Source organism: Streptomyces sp. NPDC057877 (assembly GCF_042796855.1).
GTDB lineage: Bacteria > Actinomycetota > Actinomycetes > Streptomycetales > Streptomycetaceae > Streptomyces.
On the sequence record NZ_JBHVMS010000004.1, the window covers coordinates 241,278 to 256,713 of the forward strand.

Consider the following 15,436-nt stretch of genomic DNA (forward strand, 5'->3'; position numbering starts at 1 on the left):
GGTCACTGGTCCAGGTTGTTGTCGATGGTCTTCACGGCGTTGTCCCAGGCGTCCTTGGGCGACTTGCCCTGGGTGACGAGGATGACGCCGTTGTCGGTCAGGCCCTGCTGGATGATCTGGTCCTTCGGGCCGATCACCTGCACGGGGCTGTTCTGGGCGGCCTCGGCGAAGATCTCGCCGATCGGGGCGTCACCGGTCATGTCGTTCTTACCGTCGACGACCTGGGGCATGGTGTACGCGGCCGGGGTGCTCGGGAAGCTGCCCTGCTTGCCGAACAGCTTGGCCTGCTGCTCGGGCGCGGTCAGCCAGGCGGCCAGCTTGGCGGCCTCCTCGGTGTTCTTGCCCGACTTCGGCACGGAGAGGAAGGAACCGCCCCAGTTGCCGGACTTCGGCGCCTGGGCGACGTCCCACTTGCCAGCCGATTCCGGCTTCGACTTGCCCTTGATGTAGCCGAGCATCCACGGCGGGCAGGACATCGCCGCGAACTTGCTGTTGGCGATGGTGGTGTCCCAGGCGGGCTGGAACTGCGTCTGGTTGCCGATCAGCCCGTCCTCGGCCGCCGCGGCGGTGAGGTCGAAGGCCGCCTTGACGGCCGGGTTGGTCTTGTAGATGACCTCGCCGGAGGAGTCGTAGAACTTCTCCTTCTCACTGCTGAGGATGGCGTTGATCAGACCGCCGGGCGAGTCCATGAAGGTGGTGCCGCTGGGGGCGTTCTTCTGGTAGTCGCGGCCGACGTCGACGAACTTCTCCCAGTCGCCCGCCCACAGCTTGGCGACCTCTTCGCGGTCGGTCGGCAGACCGGCTTCCTTGAACAGGTCCGTGCGGTAGCAGATGGCCATCGGGCCGACGTCGGTGCCCAGGCCGATGGTCTGGCCCTCGGCGGTGGTGGCCTGCTGCCACTTCCAGTCGAGGTAGTCGCTCTCCTTGCCGTACTTCGACAGGTCGAGGAGCTTGTCGGACTGCGTCTGGACGACCTCCGCGATGTTGCCCACCTCGACGCCCTGGATGTCCATCAGGCCGCTGTTGGTGGTGAGGTGGTTGACCAGCGCGGGGTAGTAGTTCTCGTTCCGCTCCACCACGTTCTCTTTGATCGAGATGTCGGGGTTGAGCTTCATGTACTCGTCGTAGAGCCCGGCTTCCTTGAAGCCGAACGTGCCGAAGAGTCCCAGCGTGATGGTGGTCTTGCCGCTGCCACCGTCCGACGAGTTGGAATCGCTGTCCTCGCCGTCGTCGGCACACCCGGCCAGCAGCCCAGCCCCCAGCGACGCGATGGTCGCGAGAACCACCGCCTTACGGCGGATTCGGGTAGGTGCTCGCATTGCAGTCCTCCTGTTGCCCTGACGTGCCGACCCCCCGGCCAAATTACTTGCTTGGGCCCGTTGTTCTTCTCGCTGCGGCTCGGGCGGGGAACGTGCGGGTTGTGTATGTGTCAGGTACCGTGGGAGCGCTCCCATCGGTGATGTGTTGAAGGGTCTTAGCTTCGGGCGGGGGTGTCAAGGGAACAGACGCGGAGAGATGCGTTCAGTTATCGGCCTGTTAACTGGAACGACCGAGTCGGTCATCTGGTGCCCGTCCGGCACCTTGACGCCTCGACACTGTTACATTCCAGGCCAGGCGTGGTGTCGACGGGAGGGCGGAGCCAGTGGCAAGCCACGGAACACGGGGCCGGAGCGGCGGCCGACCGACCCTGGAAGAGGTGGCGGCACGGGCGGGCGTCGGCCGTGGCACGGTCTCCCGGGTGATCAACGGCTCCCCGCGCGTGAGCGATGCCACCCGGGCCGCCGTCGAGGCGGCGGTCGCGGAGCTTGGTTACGTCCCGAACACGGCCGCCCGTGCGCTCGCCGCCAACCGCACCGACGCGATCGCCCTCGTCGTCCCCGAGCCGGAGACCCGGTTCTTCGCCGAACCGTACTTCTCGGACATGCTCAAGGGCGTCGGCGCGGAGCTGGCCGACACCGAGATGCAGCTCCTGCTGATCTTCGCGGGCAGCGACCGGGAGCGCCAGCGCCTGGCCCAGTACCTGGCCGCCCACCGCGTCGACGGGGTCCTGCTCGTCTCGGTCCACGCGGACGACCCCCTTCCGGACCTGCTCTCCCAACTGGAGATCCCGGCCGTGATAAGCGGCCCCCGCTCCGCCGCCGAGACGCTCCCCTCCGTCGACTCCGACAACTACGGCGGCGCCCGCCAGGCCGTCGAGCACCTGCTGTCCCGGGGCCGCCGCCGCATCGCCCACATCACCGGCCGCCTCGACGTCTACGGCGCCCAGCGACGCACCGACGGCTACCGCGACGCCCTGCGCGACGCCGGGCACGAGGCGGACGAACAGCTCATCGAGAGGGGCGACTTCACCGAGGAGGGCGGTCGCAGCGCGATGTCCGCCCTCCTCGCCCGCCGCCCCGACCTCGACGCCGTCTTCGCGGCCTCCGACGTCACCGCGGCGGGCGCCCGCCAGGTCCTGCGCGAGTCCGGCCGCCGCGTCCCCGGCGACGTGGCCCTCGTCGGCTACGACGACTCGGCGATCGCCCGCCATATGCATCCGCCGCTGACCAGCGTGCGGCAGCCCATAGAGAACATGGGGCGCGCGATGATCGACCTGCTGCTGGGCGAGATAGCGGACCGTCGGCCCGCGGTGTCGCGGGGGCTGGAGCCCCGGCAGATGGTGCTGGCCACGGAGTTGGTGGAGCGGACGTCGTCGTAGTCGCGGGGAGGGCGTCCTGGCCCGGGGCGGCAGGATCTCCACCTGGCGACGGGCTTCGCCCTCGGCGGCAGGCGTTCACCGCGCGGGCGAGTCGCCGGGCGGGCGCGACCCTGGCGGGCGATTTCGGACGGCCCGGTGTCCGCCCCGGCGCGGGTCACCCGGCCGTCCGGATCGCCAGCCACGCCAAGACGTTCGACCGCCTGCGCGGCACGGCCGTCCACGGCGCCGATTCCCGTGCCCTGGTCCTCCGCGAGGTCGAGACCCTGCGCTGAGACCCGACACTGTTGACGACAAACACCAGGGCCCGACCTGATCCCCCAGGTCGGGCCCTGATCAACAAGGGTGAGTGACGGGACTCGAACCCGCGGCATCCTGGACCACAACCAGGTGCTCTACCAGCTGAGCTACACCCACCATGACCGGCGGTTCTACCGTGGTCTTCCCGACCGGCCGAGAAAAAGTGTACAGGGTCCGAAGGGGTGCTCGCGCACGCCTTTTTCCGAGGCCCCCGCACGGGCCCCGGGGCTCCCTACCGGGCGGGCAGGACGTGCTTCGCGGCGATCGCCTTCGCGGTCTCCGAGTCGGGGCCGGGCTGGGGGACGAAGACGGCCTCGCGGTAGTAGCGGAGTTCCGCGATGGACTCGCGGATGTCGGCGAGGGCGCGGTGGTTGCCGTTCTTCTCCGGGCTGTTGAAGTACGCCCGGGGGTACCAGCGGCGGGCCAGCTCCTTGATCGAGGAGACGTCGACGATGCGGTAGTGGAGGTAGTCCTCCAGCGTGGGCATGTCGCGCAGCAGGAAGCCGCGGTCGGTGCCGACGGAGTTGCCGCACAGCGGGGCCTTGCCGGGCTCCTTGACGTGCTCGCGGACATAGGCCAGGACCTGCGCCTCGGCGTCCGCCAGCGTCGTACCGTCGGCCAGCTCCGCGAGCAGGCCGGACGCGGTGTGCATCTGCCGCACCACCTCCGGCATCGTCTCCAGCGCGGCGTCCGGCGGACGGATGACGATGTCCACGCCCTCGCCGAGCACGTTCAGCTCGGAGTCGGTGACGAGGGCGGCCACCTCGATGAGCGCGTCGTCGGACAGCGAGAGGCCGGTCATCTCGCAGTCGATCCACACCATGCGATCGTTCATGCGTCTAACCCTACGGCCACGGCGTTCGAACCCACCCCGGTGTGCCCGGCGGCCCCGTCGACGCCGCACGGCGGACCCCCGGGCCGCAACCCGGAGGCCCGCCGTGGGCCGCTGCTCAGGCGCCGCCGCGCTGGCCGGGCAGGCCCGCCAGGGACGGTGAGGACGAGCCGACCGTCGCCGGGCGGCGGGACTGGTGGGGCAGTGGGCTCTCGGGGTGGAGGGTGGACGGGGGTGGGCCGACCGGCGCGGACGGTCCCGGGGGCGGGGCGACCTGCGGCGCCGGGGGCGCCGGGCTGTCGCTGTCCATGGGCCGGTCACCGTGCGGACGGCGGGCCCGGTAGGCCGCGCGGTACGCCGCCGGGGACGAGCCGAGCTGGCGGCGGAAGTGACCGCGCAGCGCCACCGGCGAGCGGAAGCCGCAGCGGCCCGCGACCTCGTCCACCGAGTAGTCGGACGTCTCCAGCAGCCGCTGGGCCTGGAGCACCCGCTGGGTGATCAGCCACTGCAGCGGGGCGGACCCCGTCAGCGAGCGGAAGCGGCGGTCGAAGGTACGGCGCGACATGTACGCGCGCGCCGCCAGTGTCTCCACGTCGAACTGCTCGTGGAGGTGTTCCAGCGCCCAGGCGACGACCTCGGCGAGCGGGTCGGCGCCGATCTCCTCTGGTAAAGATCGATCGAGGTAGCGCTCCTGCCCGCCTGTCCGGCGCGGCGGTACCACCAGACGCCGGGCCAGCGCGCCCGCCGCCTCGTTGCCGTGGTCCGTGCGCACGATGTGGAGGCAGAGGTCGATCCCCGCCGCCGTACCGGCGGAGGTGAGGACGTCTCCGTCGTCGACGAAGAGTTCCCTGGGATCGACGTGTACCGACGGATAGCGCTTGGCCAGCGTCGGCGCGTACATCCAGTGGGTGGTGGCCGGGCGGCCGTCGAGCAGGCCCGCCGCGGCCAGTACGAACGCGCCGGTGCACAGCCCGACGATGCGGGCGCCTTCCTCGTGTGCCCGGCGCAGCGCGTCGAGTGCTTCCTCCGGCGGCGGCGAGGTGATCGACCGCCAGGCGGGCACCACGACGGTGCCTGCCCGGGAGATCGCCTCCAGCCCATGTGGTGCCGTGAGTTCCAGGCCCCCTGTGGTCCGCAGTGGGCCGTCCTCGCCGGCGCACACCAGCAGGCGGTAGCGGGGCACCCCGGCGTCCTGGCGGTCGATTCCGAAGACCGACAGCGGTATGGAACTCTCGAAGATGGGGCCGCCGCTGAACAGCAGCACCGCGACGATCTCCTTGCGCCGTCGCCCGGACAGCTTCCGGGTCGCGGCTTCCGGCGCGGCAGTGGAGTCGTGGCTCATACTGCTAAGCCCCCCTCGGTGGTCGCGGCTCCTCGGTTGTGTCGCTCCTGCACGTTTCCCCTCGGTCCTGCACGAGTCCCCCGCCGTAAGACAGTCAAGATCGAATCTACTGCGTCCCGCCGTGCCCAGGTGGCCAGTTCGGACCTAGGCACATTGTCGACTTGGCAACTTGGCGTGAAGCATTCGATCACGAAGCGTTGCACTCGCGGGCCGTGCAGGGAAGTGCGCCTTGTCGCAGTGGCCAATCAGCGTAGGGTGCGCGCGTCCCGCGGGACCCTTTCCATGCAGGTCAAACAGGGGTTGAGGGGTGGTCAGGGAGCGGGATGCACGGGTTCTGGAAGTTGGCTGAAAAGGTACGGGCGCGTGCGCGAAAACCGGTCAGTCGACCGGTGTGTTTCCGCCTGCGTGACGACCGCCCCGGTGCGCCCCCGCTCCCGCCCGGTTCGTTCCCCTTGTGGCCCGCTTCGGTCCCGTTACGGCCCGGTTCGCCCCCTGCCGGGCCGCGCACCGCTCGGAGCGGCGCAGCAGCACACGGCACACGGCGGTGACGGCGGCCAGCCCGAGCGCCGTACCGGCGGCACCGGCGAGGGAGGTGCCGTAGGCCAGCAGGACCACCGGGACGAGGACGCAGGCGAAGGCCGCCCAGCCGATGACGCCGGAGGTGGTGTCGGGCGTGGTGCGGGGTGAAGGCATCGCGGGCTCCCTCGGGCGGCGGTCACGGGGTTCAACGCCTGTTCGAGAAGTCGGTCACTGTGCGCACCCGCGCCCGTGCCCGTGGTGACGGTGATGGCATGACTCGACCCGCCCTGTGCCGCCGTAAGCGAATCCTGTGCAAACCGCCTGTACGGGGCAGCAACCATTGCGTTACGGGCGCACCCTCGTGCATGCTCCGGTGAACCCGCCGCGGCCTGTGTGCGGGATCTGGGCTAAGGAGGCGTGCCGCCGTACCCTTGGGGGTATGGGGTTGGGAAGATGATTCCCGGACACAGCTCCGCCGCACACTGTCGTCCCACCCAACACAAGGATCACAACGCCGAGACAGCCATGGCCGGTCACGAATTCTTCGAACCCGCGGACCGCAAGCGACCGGTCGCCGAACCGACGGCGGCCGATCCCCAGGCGGCACAAGAGCCACGTCAGTCCTGCGATCCCGCCTTCAAGCACGGAGTGGTCGTCGGCTTCGACGGCTCGACCTCCAGTGAGCGTGCCCTCGCCTACGCGATCGGCATGGCCCAGCGCTCCGGCTCGGGCCTGATCATCGTGCATGTCGCCAACCGGCTGCCCACCACGGTGTGGGCGGGCTGTGAGCCGCCCGTCTTCGTGGACGTGCCGGACCACCGCACCGAGGTGCTCGGCCTGGAGCTGGCCTGTGCGGACTATCTCGCCGAAGTGCCCTGGATCCTGGTCGAGCGCGGCGGTGACATCTGCCACGAACTCGAGGAGGTCGGGCGGGAGTACGAGGCGGACGCGATCGTCGTCGGCTCCACGCACGGCATCGTCGGCCGGATCTTCGGCTCGGTGGCCGGGCGGCTCGCCAAGCGGGCGCAGCGGCCGGTCGTGGTGATTCCGTAACTCCCCGTCAGCCGGGGCGAGATGCCCCGTGGGCAGGACCAACTCCCGTTGTCCGCAGCTGTGCGGAGTCCGTCTCCACGCGTGAACCTACTCACGCGTAGAGGTGTTTGTGTGCTTGTGAAGGGCATATACCGCTCACCGCACGACTGCACATGCATGAAGGGAGCCCGCCGTGGACAACGGAGTCTCTGCGGGAAGTACCACCACCGTCGTCGGCCGACTCGCCCTCGGCGTCACCCTGCTGGCCTTCGGCCTCGCGCACACCGAGGTCATCGACGGTGTGACGGTGGCCGACACCGTGACCCTCGCTCAGTACGTGGGCGGCGTCGCCCTGTTCGTCGCCGGTCTGCTGGCCTTGCGCGACCGTGACGCCGCGAACGGTACGGCGTTCTCCGCGCTCGGCGCGCTCTGGTTCACCTGGGCCGTCTCCGCCGACGCGGGGGCGACCGCCAACGCGGCCGGGCTGTTCCTGCTGCTGTTCGCCCTCGTGGTGCTGTCGCTCACCCTGGCGGGGGGCGACCAGCTCGGGCAGGGGGCGTACGGGCTGTTCTTCGTGGCACTGCTGTTGCTGGCCATCGCCCGCTTCGGGGAGAGCGACGGGCTCGCCCAGGCCGGTGGATGGTTCGCCGTCGCGGCGGGCCTGGTGGCCTGGTACGCGGCGACGGCGGTGCTGGCGCACTGGCCCACCGCGCTTCCGCGACGCGCTGCCGGCCGGGGAGTGACGGCCACCGGTTAGCCGCGCTGGCTGGGCGGTTGTTTCAGTCCCGGCCGATGGGAGCGGGCCCCCCGTGCCTTGGTGGCAGCGCGTGGGGGCCCGTTCGCCTGTGCGGCCGGTGCGGGTGCGTGGTGGCTGGTCGCGCAGTTCCCCGCGCCCCTTGGGGGCGCTTACTCGACCGTTACCGACTTCGCGAGGTTCCTCGGCTTGTCGATGTCCCTGCCCAGGGCCAAGGCCGTGTGGTAGGCGAGGAGTTGGAGGGGGATGCCCATCAGGATGGGGTCCAGTTCGTCCTCGTTCTTGGGGACGAGGAGGGTCTGGTCGGCCTTCTCCTGGGGCTGGTGGGCCACGGCGAGGATCTTGCCGCTGCGGGCCTTGATCTCCTCCATCGCGGCGCGGTTCTTCTCCAGGAGGTCGTCGTCGGGGACGATCGCGACCGTGGGGAGGGCCGGTTCGATCAGGGCCAGCGGGCCGTGCTTCAGCTCGGAGGCCGGATAGGCCTCGGCGTGGATGTACGAGACCTCCTTGAGCTTCAGGGAGGCCTCGCGGGCGACCGGGTAGCCGCGCACCCGGCCGATGAACAGCATCGAGCGGGCGTCGGCGTACTGCTGGGCCAGCTTCTCGATCTCCGGCTCCTGCTCTATGATCTCGGCGATCTGGGCGGGCAGCTTGCGCAGGCCCTCGATGATCCGCTTGCCGTCGCGGACCGAGAGGTCACGGGTGCGGCCCAGGTGCAGGGCGAGCAGGGCGAAGGCGACCGTGGTGTTGGTGAAGCACTTCGTCGAGACCACGCAGACCTCGGGACCCGCGTGCACGTAGATGCCGCCGTCCGCCTCGCGGGCGATCGCGGAACCGACGACGTTCACGATGCCCAGCACCCGCGCGCCCTTGCGCTTCAGCTCCTGGACGGCCGCGAGGACGTCGTACGTCTCACCGGACTGCGACACGGCGATGTAGAGCGTGTCGGGATCGACCACCGCGTTGCGGTAGCGGAACTCGGAGGCGGGCTCGGCGTCCGCGGGGATGCGGGCCAGCTCCTCGATCATCTGGGCGCCGATCATGCCCGCGTGGTACGAGGTGCCGCAGCCGAGGATCTTCACCCGGCGGATCCGGCGCGCCTCGCGGGCGTCCAGGTTGAGGCCGCCGAGGTGCACGGTGGAGAAGCGGTCGTCGATGCGGCCGCGCAGCACGCGGTCCACGGCGTCGGCCTGCTCGTGGATCTCCTTGTGCATGTACGTGTCGTGGCCGCCCATGTCGTAGGAGGCGGCCTCCCACTCCACGGTGGTGGGCTCGGCGGTGGTGCGGGTGCCCTCGGTGGTGTACGTGCGGAAGTCGTCGGCCTTGAGGGTGGCCATCTCACCGTCGTCGAGGGTCACTATCTGCCGGGTGTGGGTGACCAGCGCGGCGATGTCCGAGGCGACGAACATCTCCTTCTCGCCGATGCCGAGGACGACCGGGGAGCCGTTGCGGGCGACCACGATCCGGTCGGGGAAGTCGGCGTGCATCACGGCGATGCCGTACGTGCCCTCGATCACGCGGAGCGTCTCGCGGACCTTGTCCTCCAGCTTGGTCGCCTGCGAACGCGCGATCAGGTGGACGAGGACCTCGGTGTCGGTCTCGGAGAGGAACTCGACGCCGTCCGCCTCCAGCTTGCGGCGCAGGTCGGAGGCGTTGTCGATGATGCCGTTGTGGACGACGGCGACCCTGCCCCCGGCGTCCAGGTGCGGGTGGGCGTTGACGTCGGAGGGGGCGCCGTGGGTGGCCCAGCGGGTGTGGGCGATGCCGGTGGTGCCCTTGAAGCGCGCCGGGACCTTGGCCTCCAGGTCGCGGACCCGGCCCTTGGCCTTGACCATCTTCAGCCCGGCGGCCTTGGGGGAGGTGACGACGATGCCCGCCGAGTCGTAGCCGCGGTACTCCAGTCGCTGCAGGCCCTCCAGGAGCAGGGGGGCGACATCGCGCTTCCCGATGTATCCGACGATTCCGCACATATACGTGTATTCCTAGCCGTAGACGATGCGCCGCAACTGCCGGAGGGTGAGTTCCGGCGGTGCCACGGCGCGGTACTTGAGGTCCGCCTCGATCCGTTCGAAGATCGCCGCGTTGACCAGGCCCTGGGCCTGGAGTTCGCGGTGGCGGCGACGGACGTAGTCCTCGGTCGTCTCGTCGAAGTAGGCGAGCACGTCCTGGATCACGCGCAGCGCCTCGCCCCGGCTGAGGGGCGTGGAGCGCGTCAGATGATCTACGAGTTCGTCGTGCACCCGGTAGATCCTGGAGTATGCGCGATGGATTCGCAAGAAACCTGCCCGGATTCGGGCAGGAGCGCACAGGGAACCTACATCCGCTTCAAAATCGCCCGCTTGGCCAGGCTGAACTCCTCTTCCGTCAGGACGCCGGTACGGTGCAGCTCACCCAGCTCGCGCAGCCGCCGCAGCAGGGCGTCGTGGTCGTCCTCGGTGGCGGGCGGCAGCGCGGGGGTGTCCTGGGGCTCCGGCTGCCGTGCGTCGGCGGGTGCGGCCGGGTGCGGGAGCCGGGCCTGGACGGCGGCGGCGATCAGGGCCATCAGGGGATCCTTCTTGAAGCCCCACAGGTCGATGGCGTTGTGGTCGTACTTGGGCGGGGCCGTGGTGGGGGAGTTTCGTACGGTGAAACGGAGGTAGCCGTTCTCCAGGCCGGCCGCGGGGTGCCACTCCACCGCCTCTATGTCGGCGACGGCGAGCGTGCGCGGGCCCCGGGCGGACTTGGCGTCCTCGGTCTTCCAGTTCCACTCCAGCCGCACCTGGTCGCCGTCGAAGCTCGCCGTGCCGTCCCCGGCGGACGCCGACAGCGGCACCGCGGGGCCCGGCAGCAGGTACTCGGTGACCGGGTCGGCCGGGACCTGGTCGAGGAGCAGGGCGTTGCGGACCTCGTCCACGAAGTACTCGGCGACGCCGTAGCGGTCGGACTCGACGGTGAGCTGATAGGGGTCGTGGGGCTCGGTCAGCCGCCCGCCGGTGGCGTGCAGCAGCGGGTCGGCGCCGTCGCGCAGCCGCAGCCGCAGCCGTCCGGTCTTCCGGCCCTGTTCGAAGGAGATGCCCGCCAACGCGCCCAGGGGGACGACGAGTTCGCCCAGGGTCTTGCGGAACAGGCTGACGCTCTTGTCGCGTCCGGGGGTCAGCCGCAGGGCGTCGCCGTCGAACGCCCAGGAGCCGTCCTTCTGGAAGATTTCCGCCATGAGGGGGATTGTTTCATCGGTTTCGCGAGAGAGTGGTCCAGACCTTTCGGAGTCCCGGCTCCGGTTCAGGTCCAGGCAATGGGTCAGGTATAGGTCAGGTATATGAAGGGATCGTTTGTGAGATCGCCCAGACCGCACCACAGAACGCTTCGCCTTCTCGTCTCGCTGCTGCTCGCCGCCTCGGCCGGTGTCTTCGCCACCGCCGCCGCGCCCGCGGAGGGACCCGCACCCCTCGACCGGGTGATCCCGGCGCCCGTCTCGACGGAGGCGGGCGGATCGCCGTACCGCGTCACCGACCGCACCCGGATCCAGGTGGACGGCTCGCGTGAGGTGCGCGGGATCGGGGCCTATCTGGCGGACGTGCTGCGGCCGTCGACCGGCTACCGGCTGCCCGTCACCACGGACGGCGGCAAGGACACCATCCGGCTGCGGCTGGCCAAGGGCCCCTACGGCGCCGAGGGCTACCGCCTCGACAGCGGTCGCACCGGCGTCACGGTCACCGCGGCCAGGCCCGCCGGGCTGTTCCACGGCGTCCAGACGCTGCGGCAGCTCCTGCCCGCCGCCGTGGAGCGGGACACCGTACAGCCCGGGCCGTGGCTGGTGCCGGGCGGCACCGTCGAGGACACCCCGCGCTACGGCTGGCGCGGCGCGATGCTGGACGTCTCCCGGCACTTCTTCACCGTGGACCAGGTCAAGCGGTACATCGACCAGCTCGCCCTCTACAAGATCAACAAACTGCATCTGCACCTCAGCGACGACCAGGGCTGGCGCATCGCCATCGACTCCTGGCCGCGCCTGGCGACGTACGGCGGCTCCACCCAGGTCGGCGGCGGCCCCGGCGGCCACTACACCAAGGACGACTACAAGGAGATCGTCCGCTACGCCGCCTCCCGCTACCTGGAGGTCGTCCCGGAGATAGACATGCCGGGGCACACCAACGCCGCCCTCGCCTCCTACGCCGAGCTGAACTGCGACGGCGTGGCGCCCCCGCTCTACACCGGCACCGCGGTCGGCTTCAGCTCCCTGTGCGTCGACAAGGAGATCACCTACGACTTCGTGGACGACGTGATCCGCGAGCTGGCCGCCCTCACCCCCGGCCGCTACCTCCACATCGGCGGCGACGAGGCGCACTCCACCAGCCACGAGGACTACGTCACGTTCATGGAGCGGGTGCAGCCCGTCGTCGCCGAGTACGGCAAGACGGTCGTCGGCTGGCACCAGCTCACCGGCGCCACCCCCGCGCCCGGAGCGATCGCCCAGTACTGGGGCCTGGACGGCACCAGCGCGGCCGAGAAGGAGCAGGTCGCCGCGGCGGCCCGCAACGGCACCGGACTCGTCCTGTCCCCGGCCGACCGGATCTACCTCGACATGAAGTACGACGCCCAGACACCGCTCGGGCTGTCCTGGGCGGGCTACGTCGACGTACGGCGGTCCTACGACTGGGACCCGGGCGCCTATCTGCCCGGCGCGCCCGCGTCGGCGGTCCGGGGCGTCGAGGCGCCGCTGTGGTCGGAGACCCTCGAAACGTCCGCGCACATCGAGTACATGGCCTTCCCCCGGCTGCCGGGCGTCGCGGAGCTGGGCTGGTCCCCGGCGGCGACGCACGACTGGGAGGACTACCGGACACGGCTCGCCGAGCAGGGGCCGCGCTGGGAGGCACTGGGGATGCAGTACTTCCGGGCGCCGCAGGTGCCCTGGCCCACGGAGTGAGGAACGCCTGACGGGTGCCCCGCGATCCCGGGGGCACCCGCTCATCCGGCCTCGACCCACCGTATGACGCCCTCGTAGGCGTCGAGCGTTCTGGTGTCGTGGGGCCCGAACCAGCGTTGGCAGTCGTCGCCGATCTGGTCGTAGAAGGCCGCGGCACCCCGTGCGTCCCCCGACTCTCCGGTCGTCTCGGCGAGTTCCAGGCGCGCCTTGAGCACATCCGGGTGCCGGGAGCCGAACTGGACGCGGAGCTGTCGCACCCGCTTCTCGAGGGCACGGATGCGTCCCGCGTAACCGGCGTCGGGGCGTGTCGAGGCCGCCGCCCGACCATCCGGAACGCTCGTCGGCGGGTCCACGGCGTGATGTGAGCCGCGCTCGACCTGCCGCAGGGCGTGTATGACCGCGCGGGCGTTCGGGGGACGCTCCGAGGGCTCCTTGGCGAGCAGCTTCATGATCAGCTCGTCCAGCAGCCTGGGCACTTCGGGCCTCTGGGCCCGCGGGCTCACCGGTTGCTGGAACTGGTGGGCGCGTGCGAGAGCCGCCGGGTCGGAAGACGCGTCCCCGAACGGCGGCCACCCGGTGACCATCTCGTACATGACGCACCCGAGCGAGTAGAGGTCGCTCTGGCCCGTACCCGCTTCCAGACGGCAGCGCTCCGGCGAGGAGTACAGCGGAGTGCCCGCGCTGTGGTGCGACTCGGTGGCGTCGGCGAAGCGGGCCAGGCCGAAGTCGACGATGCGGACGTCACCGAGATCGTCGGTGATCAGGATGTTGCCGGGCTTGATGTCCCGGTGCACGACGCCCACCCGGTGCGCCGCCTCCAGCCCTTCGGCGATCTGCGTGGACCACAGGATCGTCCTCTCCCGGGACAGGGGCGGAGGGCCCAGATGCTCTCCGAGGGGGAGACCCTCCACGAACTCCATGACCAGGAACGGTGTGTCGCCGTCCATGCACCGGTCATGGATCGTCGCCACGTAAGGGCTCTGCACCCGGGCCATCGTCTGGCTCTCCTGCGCGAACCACTTCTGTATCTGGACGACGCGTTCGCTGCGCGGAAACGCTCCCGCCAGTCGGTCGAAGGCCAGGAACTTCAGGGCGACACGCCGGTTCAGACTGCGGTCCTGCGCCTCCCAGACGTCGCCCATGCCGCCCTGGTCGTGGTGCTTGATGAGCCGGAAGCGGTTGCCCTCGCCGACGAAGCCGCTCTCCGGTCGTCTCATGAGGAGGCCCCGGCCGCGTCCCGCTTCCGGTCGACCGCGGCGGGCTCACCCCGCCACATCTCCGCTCCCCACGCGGCGAGCCGACTGGGTGCCTCCAGGTTGTCACGCCATTCCGCGAAGAACGGTGCACGCTGTTCGAGACCGCGTCGCAACGCGGTGGCGCCCGACAGCGCGGCGTCATGACCCTCCTGGTGCAGCCGCTGCCGACGGTGGGGCACACGCCACCATTCGAAGGCGGCCCACGCCAGCCCGAGGAGACAGAGCAAACCCAAGAGCACCCGGGTGGGGCCCGGTGCGGCGGGAACGGCGACACCGACGCTCACCACCGTCAGTACCGCGGCGGCCGTCAGACGCCAGACGTTCACGCGCACGGAGTCGACCTGCTGCCCCGTCCGCCGCTCCACCGTCCGCACCAGGTCCGTCACCAACGGCTCGGTGCTCAGCGAGGAGGTCGGCTCGGCCGCGACCTGCTTATGCCATCGCTGCACGGTGATGTCGAGCTGCTGGGGAAGCAGGGACTGCGAACGGTCGGTGTGACGCAACGACGCGGAGAGGATCTCCGGCCAGACGGTGCGAAGCGCCAGCAAGCGCGCTTCCCTTCCCAAGGTGACGGCATCCGGTTCGAACACCGCGTTGACCAGGAGCGAGCCCAGGTCCATCGGCTGCCGTGCCTGCGTGTGGGCCTCGTGCGCCGCGCGAGCCGCCTGCGCGTCGCCCTTGTGCTGCACGACGAGCTGGAGGTACTCCATGCGGTCCTTGACCGCCGCCTCATCCGGGTCGAGCCGGTCGATGAGTGATTCCAGGGCACTGTCGGTGTGGCGGCGCCCCTTCGTCGGTGCGAGCGGCTCCTCGGTGCTGAACGACTCCCGCAGGAGACGCAGTGTGGCACCGGGGACCGAGGCCAGCTGCCATCCCTTGCGCAGCTTGTCCCAGTCCTGGGGACACAGCTGCGCCAGCTCCCCGAAGCGCTGGTCCGCGTCGGAATGGCGCAGTTCCCACATGGCACGCGCCACCTGCCGTCGCTCACTGGACGGCCGGGCCAGATCGAGCTGTCCCGCCCAGCGCTTCATCGCCTGTCGCGCGTGTAGCAGCGCTTCGTGCCCCAACTCGTTGCAGGCGACGGCGTCCAGCACGATCTGGAAGTCGTCCTCCAGGGCATAGGGGTCCAGCGAATCGAGGTACCGGTTCATCCACTTGGCGGCGTCCCCCAGTTCTCCCAGGCGGGAGCAGGTGAGGGAGAAGAAGAGCTGTGCCCGGCTCTTGTCCAGTGTGTAGGCGTGGCCCTTCGCGCGCTGCCAGCGGGCCGGTTCCCGCCGGTGACGAGTGGCCAGCGCCATCAACGCCGGGGCCAACCAGTAGGACTTCTCCATGAGCAGACGTTCCGAGACGCACGACTCGACGGTGTCCTGGTCCACTATGCCGCGCGCGACGGCGTCCGCGGTCAGCTCATGGACGAGGCCCCTGGCCAGGGCTCGGGTGGTCCGGCGCTGCTCGAAGTGGCTGTGCCAGTGCAGGGTGAGCTGTGTCAGCTCGGCTTCGGCGGCGTTGCGGGCCTGGTCCCTCGCGTACTGGCCGGTGAAGGCCTCGAAGCGGTCGTCGAGGCCGCGCAGGGTCGCGGTGACGCCGCCCAGCGTGGCGGAGACCTCCCGCAGCTCGGCCCGCAGGACCGCCATCTCCGAGAGCAGGTGCGCGGAGTCGGACCGTAGGTCAGTCAGCTGGAGCGCCGTGTGGTCCACATCCGTGACCGACCTGTCCGACTTCCTCTGCTCCATGACTCGGCCCCCCAGGTCCGTCGGCACAGTGCTCCCATTATTCGGCAGCCGTCCACGCGGTCCGGCTCGA

The 15,436-nt window shown here is 70.2% G+C and carries 13 protein-coding genes and 1 tRNA gene; 4 read left to right on the forward strand and 10 right to left on the reverse strand.

The annotated features are described in order from the left end of the window. Positions 1–2 precede the first annotated feature (2 nt). Positions 3–1,319, reverse strand: a complete 1,317-nt coding sequence (locus ACFVQG_RS12655; RefSeq protein WP_383380395.1) for an extracellular solute-binding protein — start codon at positions 1,317–1,319, stop codon at positions 3–5. 323 nt (positions 1,320–1,642) lie between these two features. Here ACFVQG_RS12655 and ACFVQG_RS12660 point away from each other — a divergent pair, with 323 nt between their 5' ends. Further along, a complete protein-coding gene (locus tag ACFVQG_RS12660; protein WP_383380400.1) occupies positions 1,643–2,698 on the forward strand; it encodes a LacI family DNA-binding transcriptional regulator in 1,056 nt (351 codons plus the stop codon). Positions 2,699–3,039: 341 nt separating this feature from the next. Here the strand turns inward: ACFVQG_RS12660 and ACFVQG_RS12665 are convergent. The 4 genes from ACFVQG_RS12665 to ACFVQG_RS12680 all read right to left on the reverse strand — a co-directional run bounded on the left by ACFVQG_RS12665 (position 3,040) and on the right by ACFVQG_RS12680 (position 5,862). Further along, positions 3,040–3,112: transfer RNA gene (locus ACFVQG_RS12665), tRNA-His, on the reverse strand. A 115-nt stretch (positions 3,113–3,227) separates the two neighbouring features. Next, entirely contained in the window at positions 3,228–3,830 is a 603-nt protein-coding gene (gene orn / locus ACFVQG_RS12670) for an oligoribonuclease (RefSeq protein ID WP_383380403.1), read from the reverse strand. Positions 3,831–3,945: 115 nt separating this feature from the next. Beyond that, complete coding sequence (locus ACFVQG_RS12675; protein WP_383380406.1) at positions 3,946–5,169, reverse strand: helix-turn-helix domain-containing protein; 1,224 nt, start codon at positions 5,167–5,169, stop codon at positions 3,946–3,948. A 378-nt stretch (positions 5,170–5,547) separates the two neighbouring features. Further along, positions 5,548–5,862 (reverse strand): hypothetical protein, encoded by a 315-nt coding sequence (locus ACFVQG_RS12680; RefSeq protein WP_383380410.1) that lies wholly within the window; start codon positions 5,860–5,862, stop codon positions 5,548–5,550. Between the two features lie 351 nt (positions 5,863–6,213). Between ACFVQG_RS12680 and ACFVQG_RS12685 the strand changes: the two genes are divergently transcribed. Both ACFVQG_RS12685 and ACFVQG_RS12690 read left to right on the forward strand, forming a co-directional pair. Continuing rightward, on the forward strand, positions 6,214–6,741 hold the full coding sequence (locus ACFVQG_RS12685) for a universal stress protein (protein ID WP_383380413.1): 528 nt from the start codon (positions 6,214–6,216) through the stop codon (positions 6,739–6,741). 172 nt (positions 6,742–6,913) lie between these two features. Then, entirely contained in the window at positions 6,914–7,477 is a 564-nt protein-coding gene (locus ACFVQG_RS12690) for a GPR1/FUN34/YaaH family transporter (RefSeq protein WP_383380416.1), read from the forward strand. Positions 7,478–7,626: 149 nt separating this feature from the next. Here the strand turns inward: ACFVQG_RS12690 and glmS are convergent, their stop codons facing one another. The 3 genes from glmS to ACFVQG_RS12705 all read right to left on the reverse strand — a co-directional run bounded on the left by glmS (position 7,627) and on the right by ACFVQG_RS12705 (position 10,667). After that, positions 7,627–9,444 carry a glutamine--fructose-6-phosphate transaminase (isomerizing) gene (glmS, locus tag ACFVQG_RS12695; RefSeq protein ID WP_383380418.1) on the reverse strand — a complete coding sequence of 606 codons (1,818 nt, stop codon included), beginning with the start codon at positions 9,442–9,444 and terminating at the stop codon, positions 7,627–7,629. Between the two features lie 12 nt (positions 9,445–9,456). After that, positions 9,457–9,714 (reverse strand): hypothetical protein, encoded by a 258-nt coding sequence (locus ACFVQG_RS12700; protein WP_055521645.1) that lies wholly within the window; start codon positions 9,712–9,714, stop codon positions 9,457–9,459. A 74-nt stretch (positions 9,715–9,788) separates the two neighbouring features. Next, complete coding sequence (locus ACFVQG_RS12705; protein WP_383380421.1) at positions 9,789–10,667, reverse strand: DUF4429 domain-containing protein; 879 nt, start codon at positions 10,665–10,667, stop codon at positions 9,789–9,791. Positions 10,668–10,769: 102 nt separating this feature from the next. On the opposite strand from ACFVQG_RS12705, the gene ACFVQG_RS12710 reads away from it, so the two are divergent. Then, positions 10,770–12,377: a beta-N-acetylhexosaminidase gene (locus ACFVQG_RS12710; RefSeq protein WP_383380426.1), complete on the forward strand. Its 1,608-nt coding sequence runs from the start codon at positions 10,770–10,772 to the stop codon at positions 12,375–12,377. 41 nt (positions 12,378–12,418) lie between these two features. Here ACFVQG_RS12710 and ACFVQG_RS12715 read toward each other — a convergent pair whose 3' ends face one another. Together ACFVQG_RS12715 and ACFVQG_RS12720 are read right to left on the reverse strand one after the other, a co-directional pair. Further along, complete coding sequence (locus tag ACFVQG_RS12715; protein ID WP_383380429.1) at positions 12,419–13,594, reverse strand: protein kinase; 1,176 nt, start codon at positions 13,592–13,594, stop codon at positions 12,419–12,421. Continuing rightward, positions 13,591–15,366, reverse strand: coding sequence for a hypothetical protein (locus ACFVQG_RS12720; protein ID WP_383380432.1), 1,776 nt, complete (start codon positions 15,364–15,366; stop codon positions 13,591–13,593). Before ACFVQG_RS12720 ends, ACFVQG_RS12715 begins: the two co-directional genes overlap by 4 nt. Positions 15,367–15,436 lie beyond the last annotated feature (70 nt).

Excerpts from the sequence above, each read along its gene's own strand:
- ACFVQG_RS12680 (WP_383380410.1), bottom strand. The coding sequence starts at position 5,862 with ATGCCTTCACCCCGCACCACGCCCGACACCACCTCCGGCGTCATCGGC.
- ACFVQG_RS12655 (WP_383380395.1), bottom strand. The coding sequence starts at position 1,319 with ATGCGAGCACCTACCCGAATCCGCCGTAAGGCGGTGGTTCTCGCGACC.
- orn (WP_383380403.1), bottom strand. The coding sequence starts at position 3,830 with ATGAACGATCGCATGGTGTGGATCGACTGCGAGATGACCGGCCTCTCG.
- ACFVQG_RS12685 (WP_383380413.1), top strand. The coding sequence starts at position 6,214 with ATGGCCGGTCACGAATTCTTCGAACCCGCGGACCGCAAGCGACCGGTC.
- glmS (WP_383380418.1), bottom strand. The coding sequence starts at position 9,444 with ATGTGCGGAATCGTCGGATACATCGGGAAGCGCGATGTCGCCCCCCTG.
- ACFVQG_RS12715 (WP_383380429.1), bottom strand. The coding sequence starts at position 13,594 with ATGAGACGACCGGAGAGCGGCTTCGTCGGCGAGGGCAACCGCTTCCGG.
- ACFVQG_RS12675 (WP_383380406.1), bottom strand. The coding sequence starts at position 5,169 with ATGAGCCACGACTCCACTGCCGCGCCGGAAGCCGCGACCCGGAAGCTG.
- ACFVQG_RS12710 (WP_383380426.1), top strand. The coding sequence starts at position 10,770 with ATGAAGGGATCGTTTGTGAGATCGCCCAGACCGCACCACAGAACGCTT.
- ACFVQG_RS12720 (WP_383380432.1), bottom strand. The coding sequence starts at position 15,366 with ATGGAGCAGAGGAAGTCGGACAGGTCGGTCACGGATGTGGACCACACG.
- ACFVQG_RS12705 (WP_383380421.1), bottom strand. The coding sequence starts at position 10,667 with ATGGCGGAAATCTTCCAGAAGGACGGCTCCTGGGCGTTCGACGGCGAC.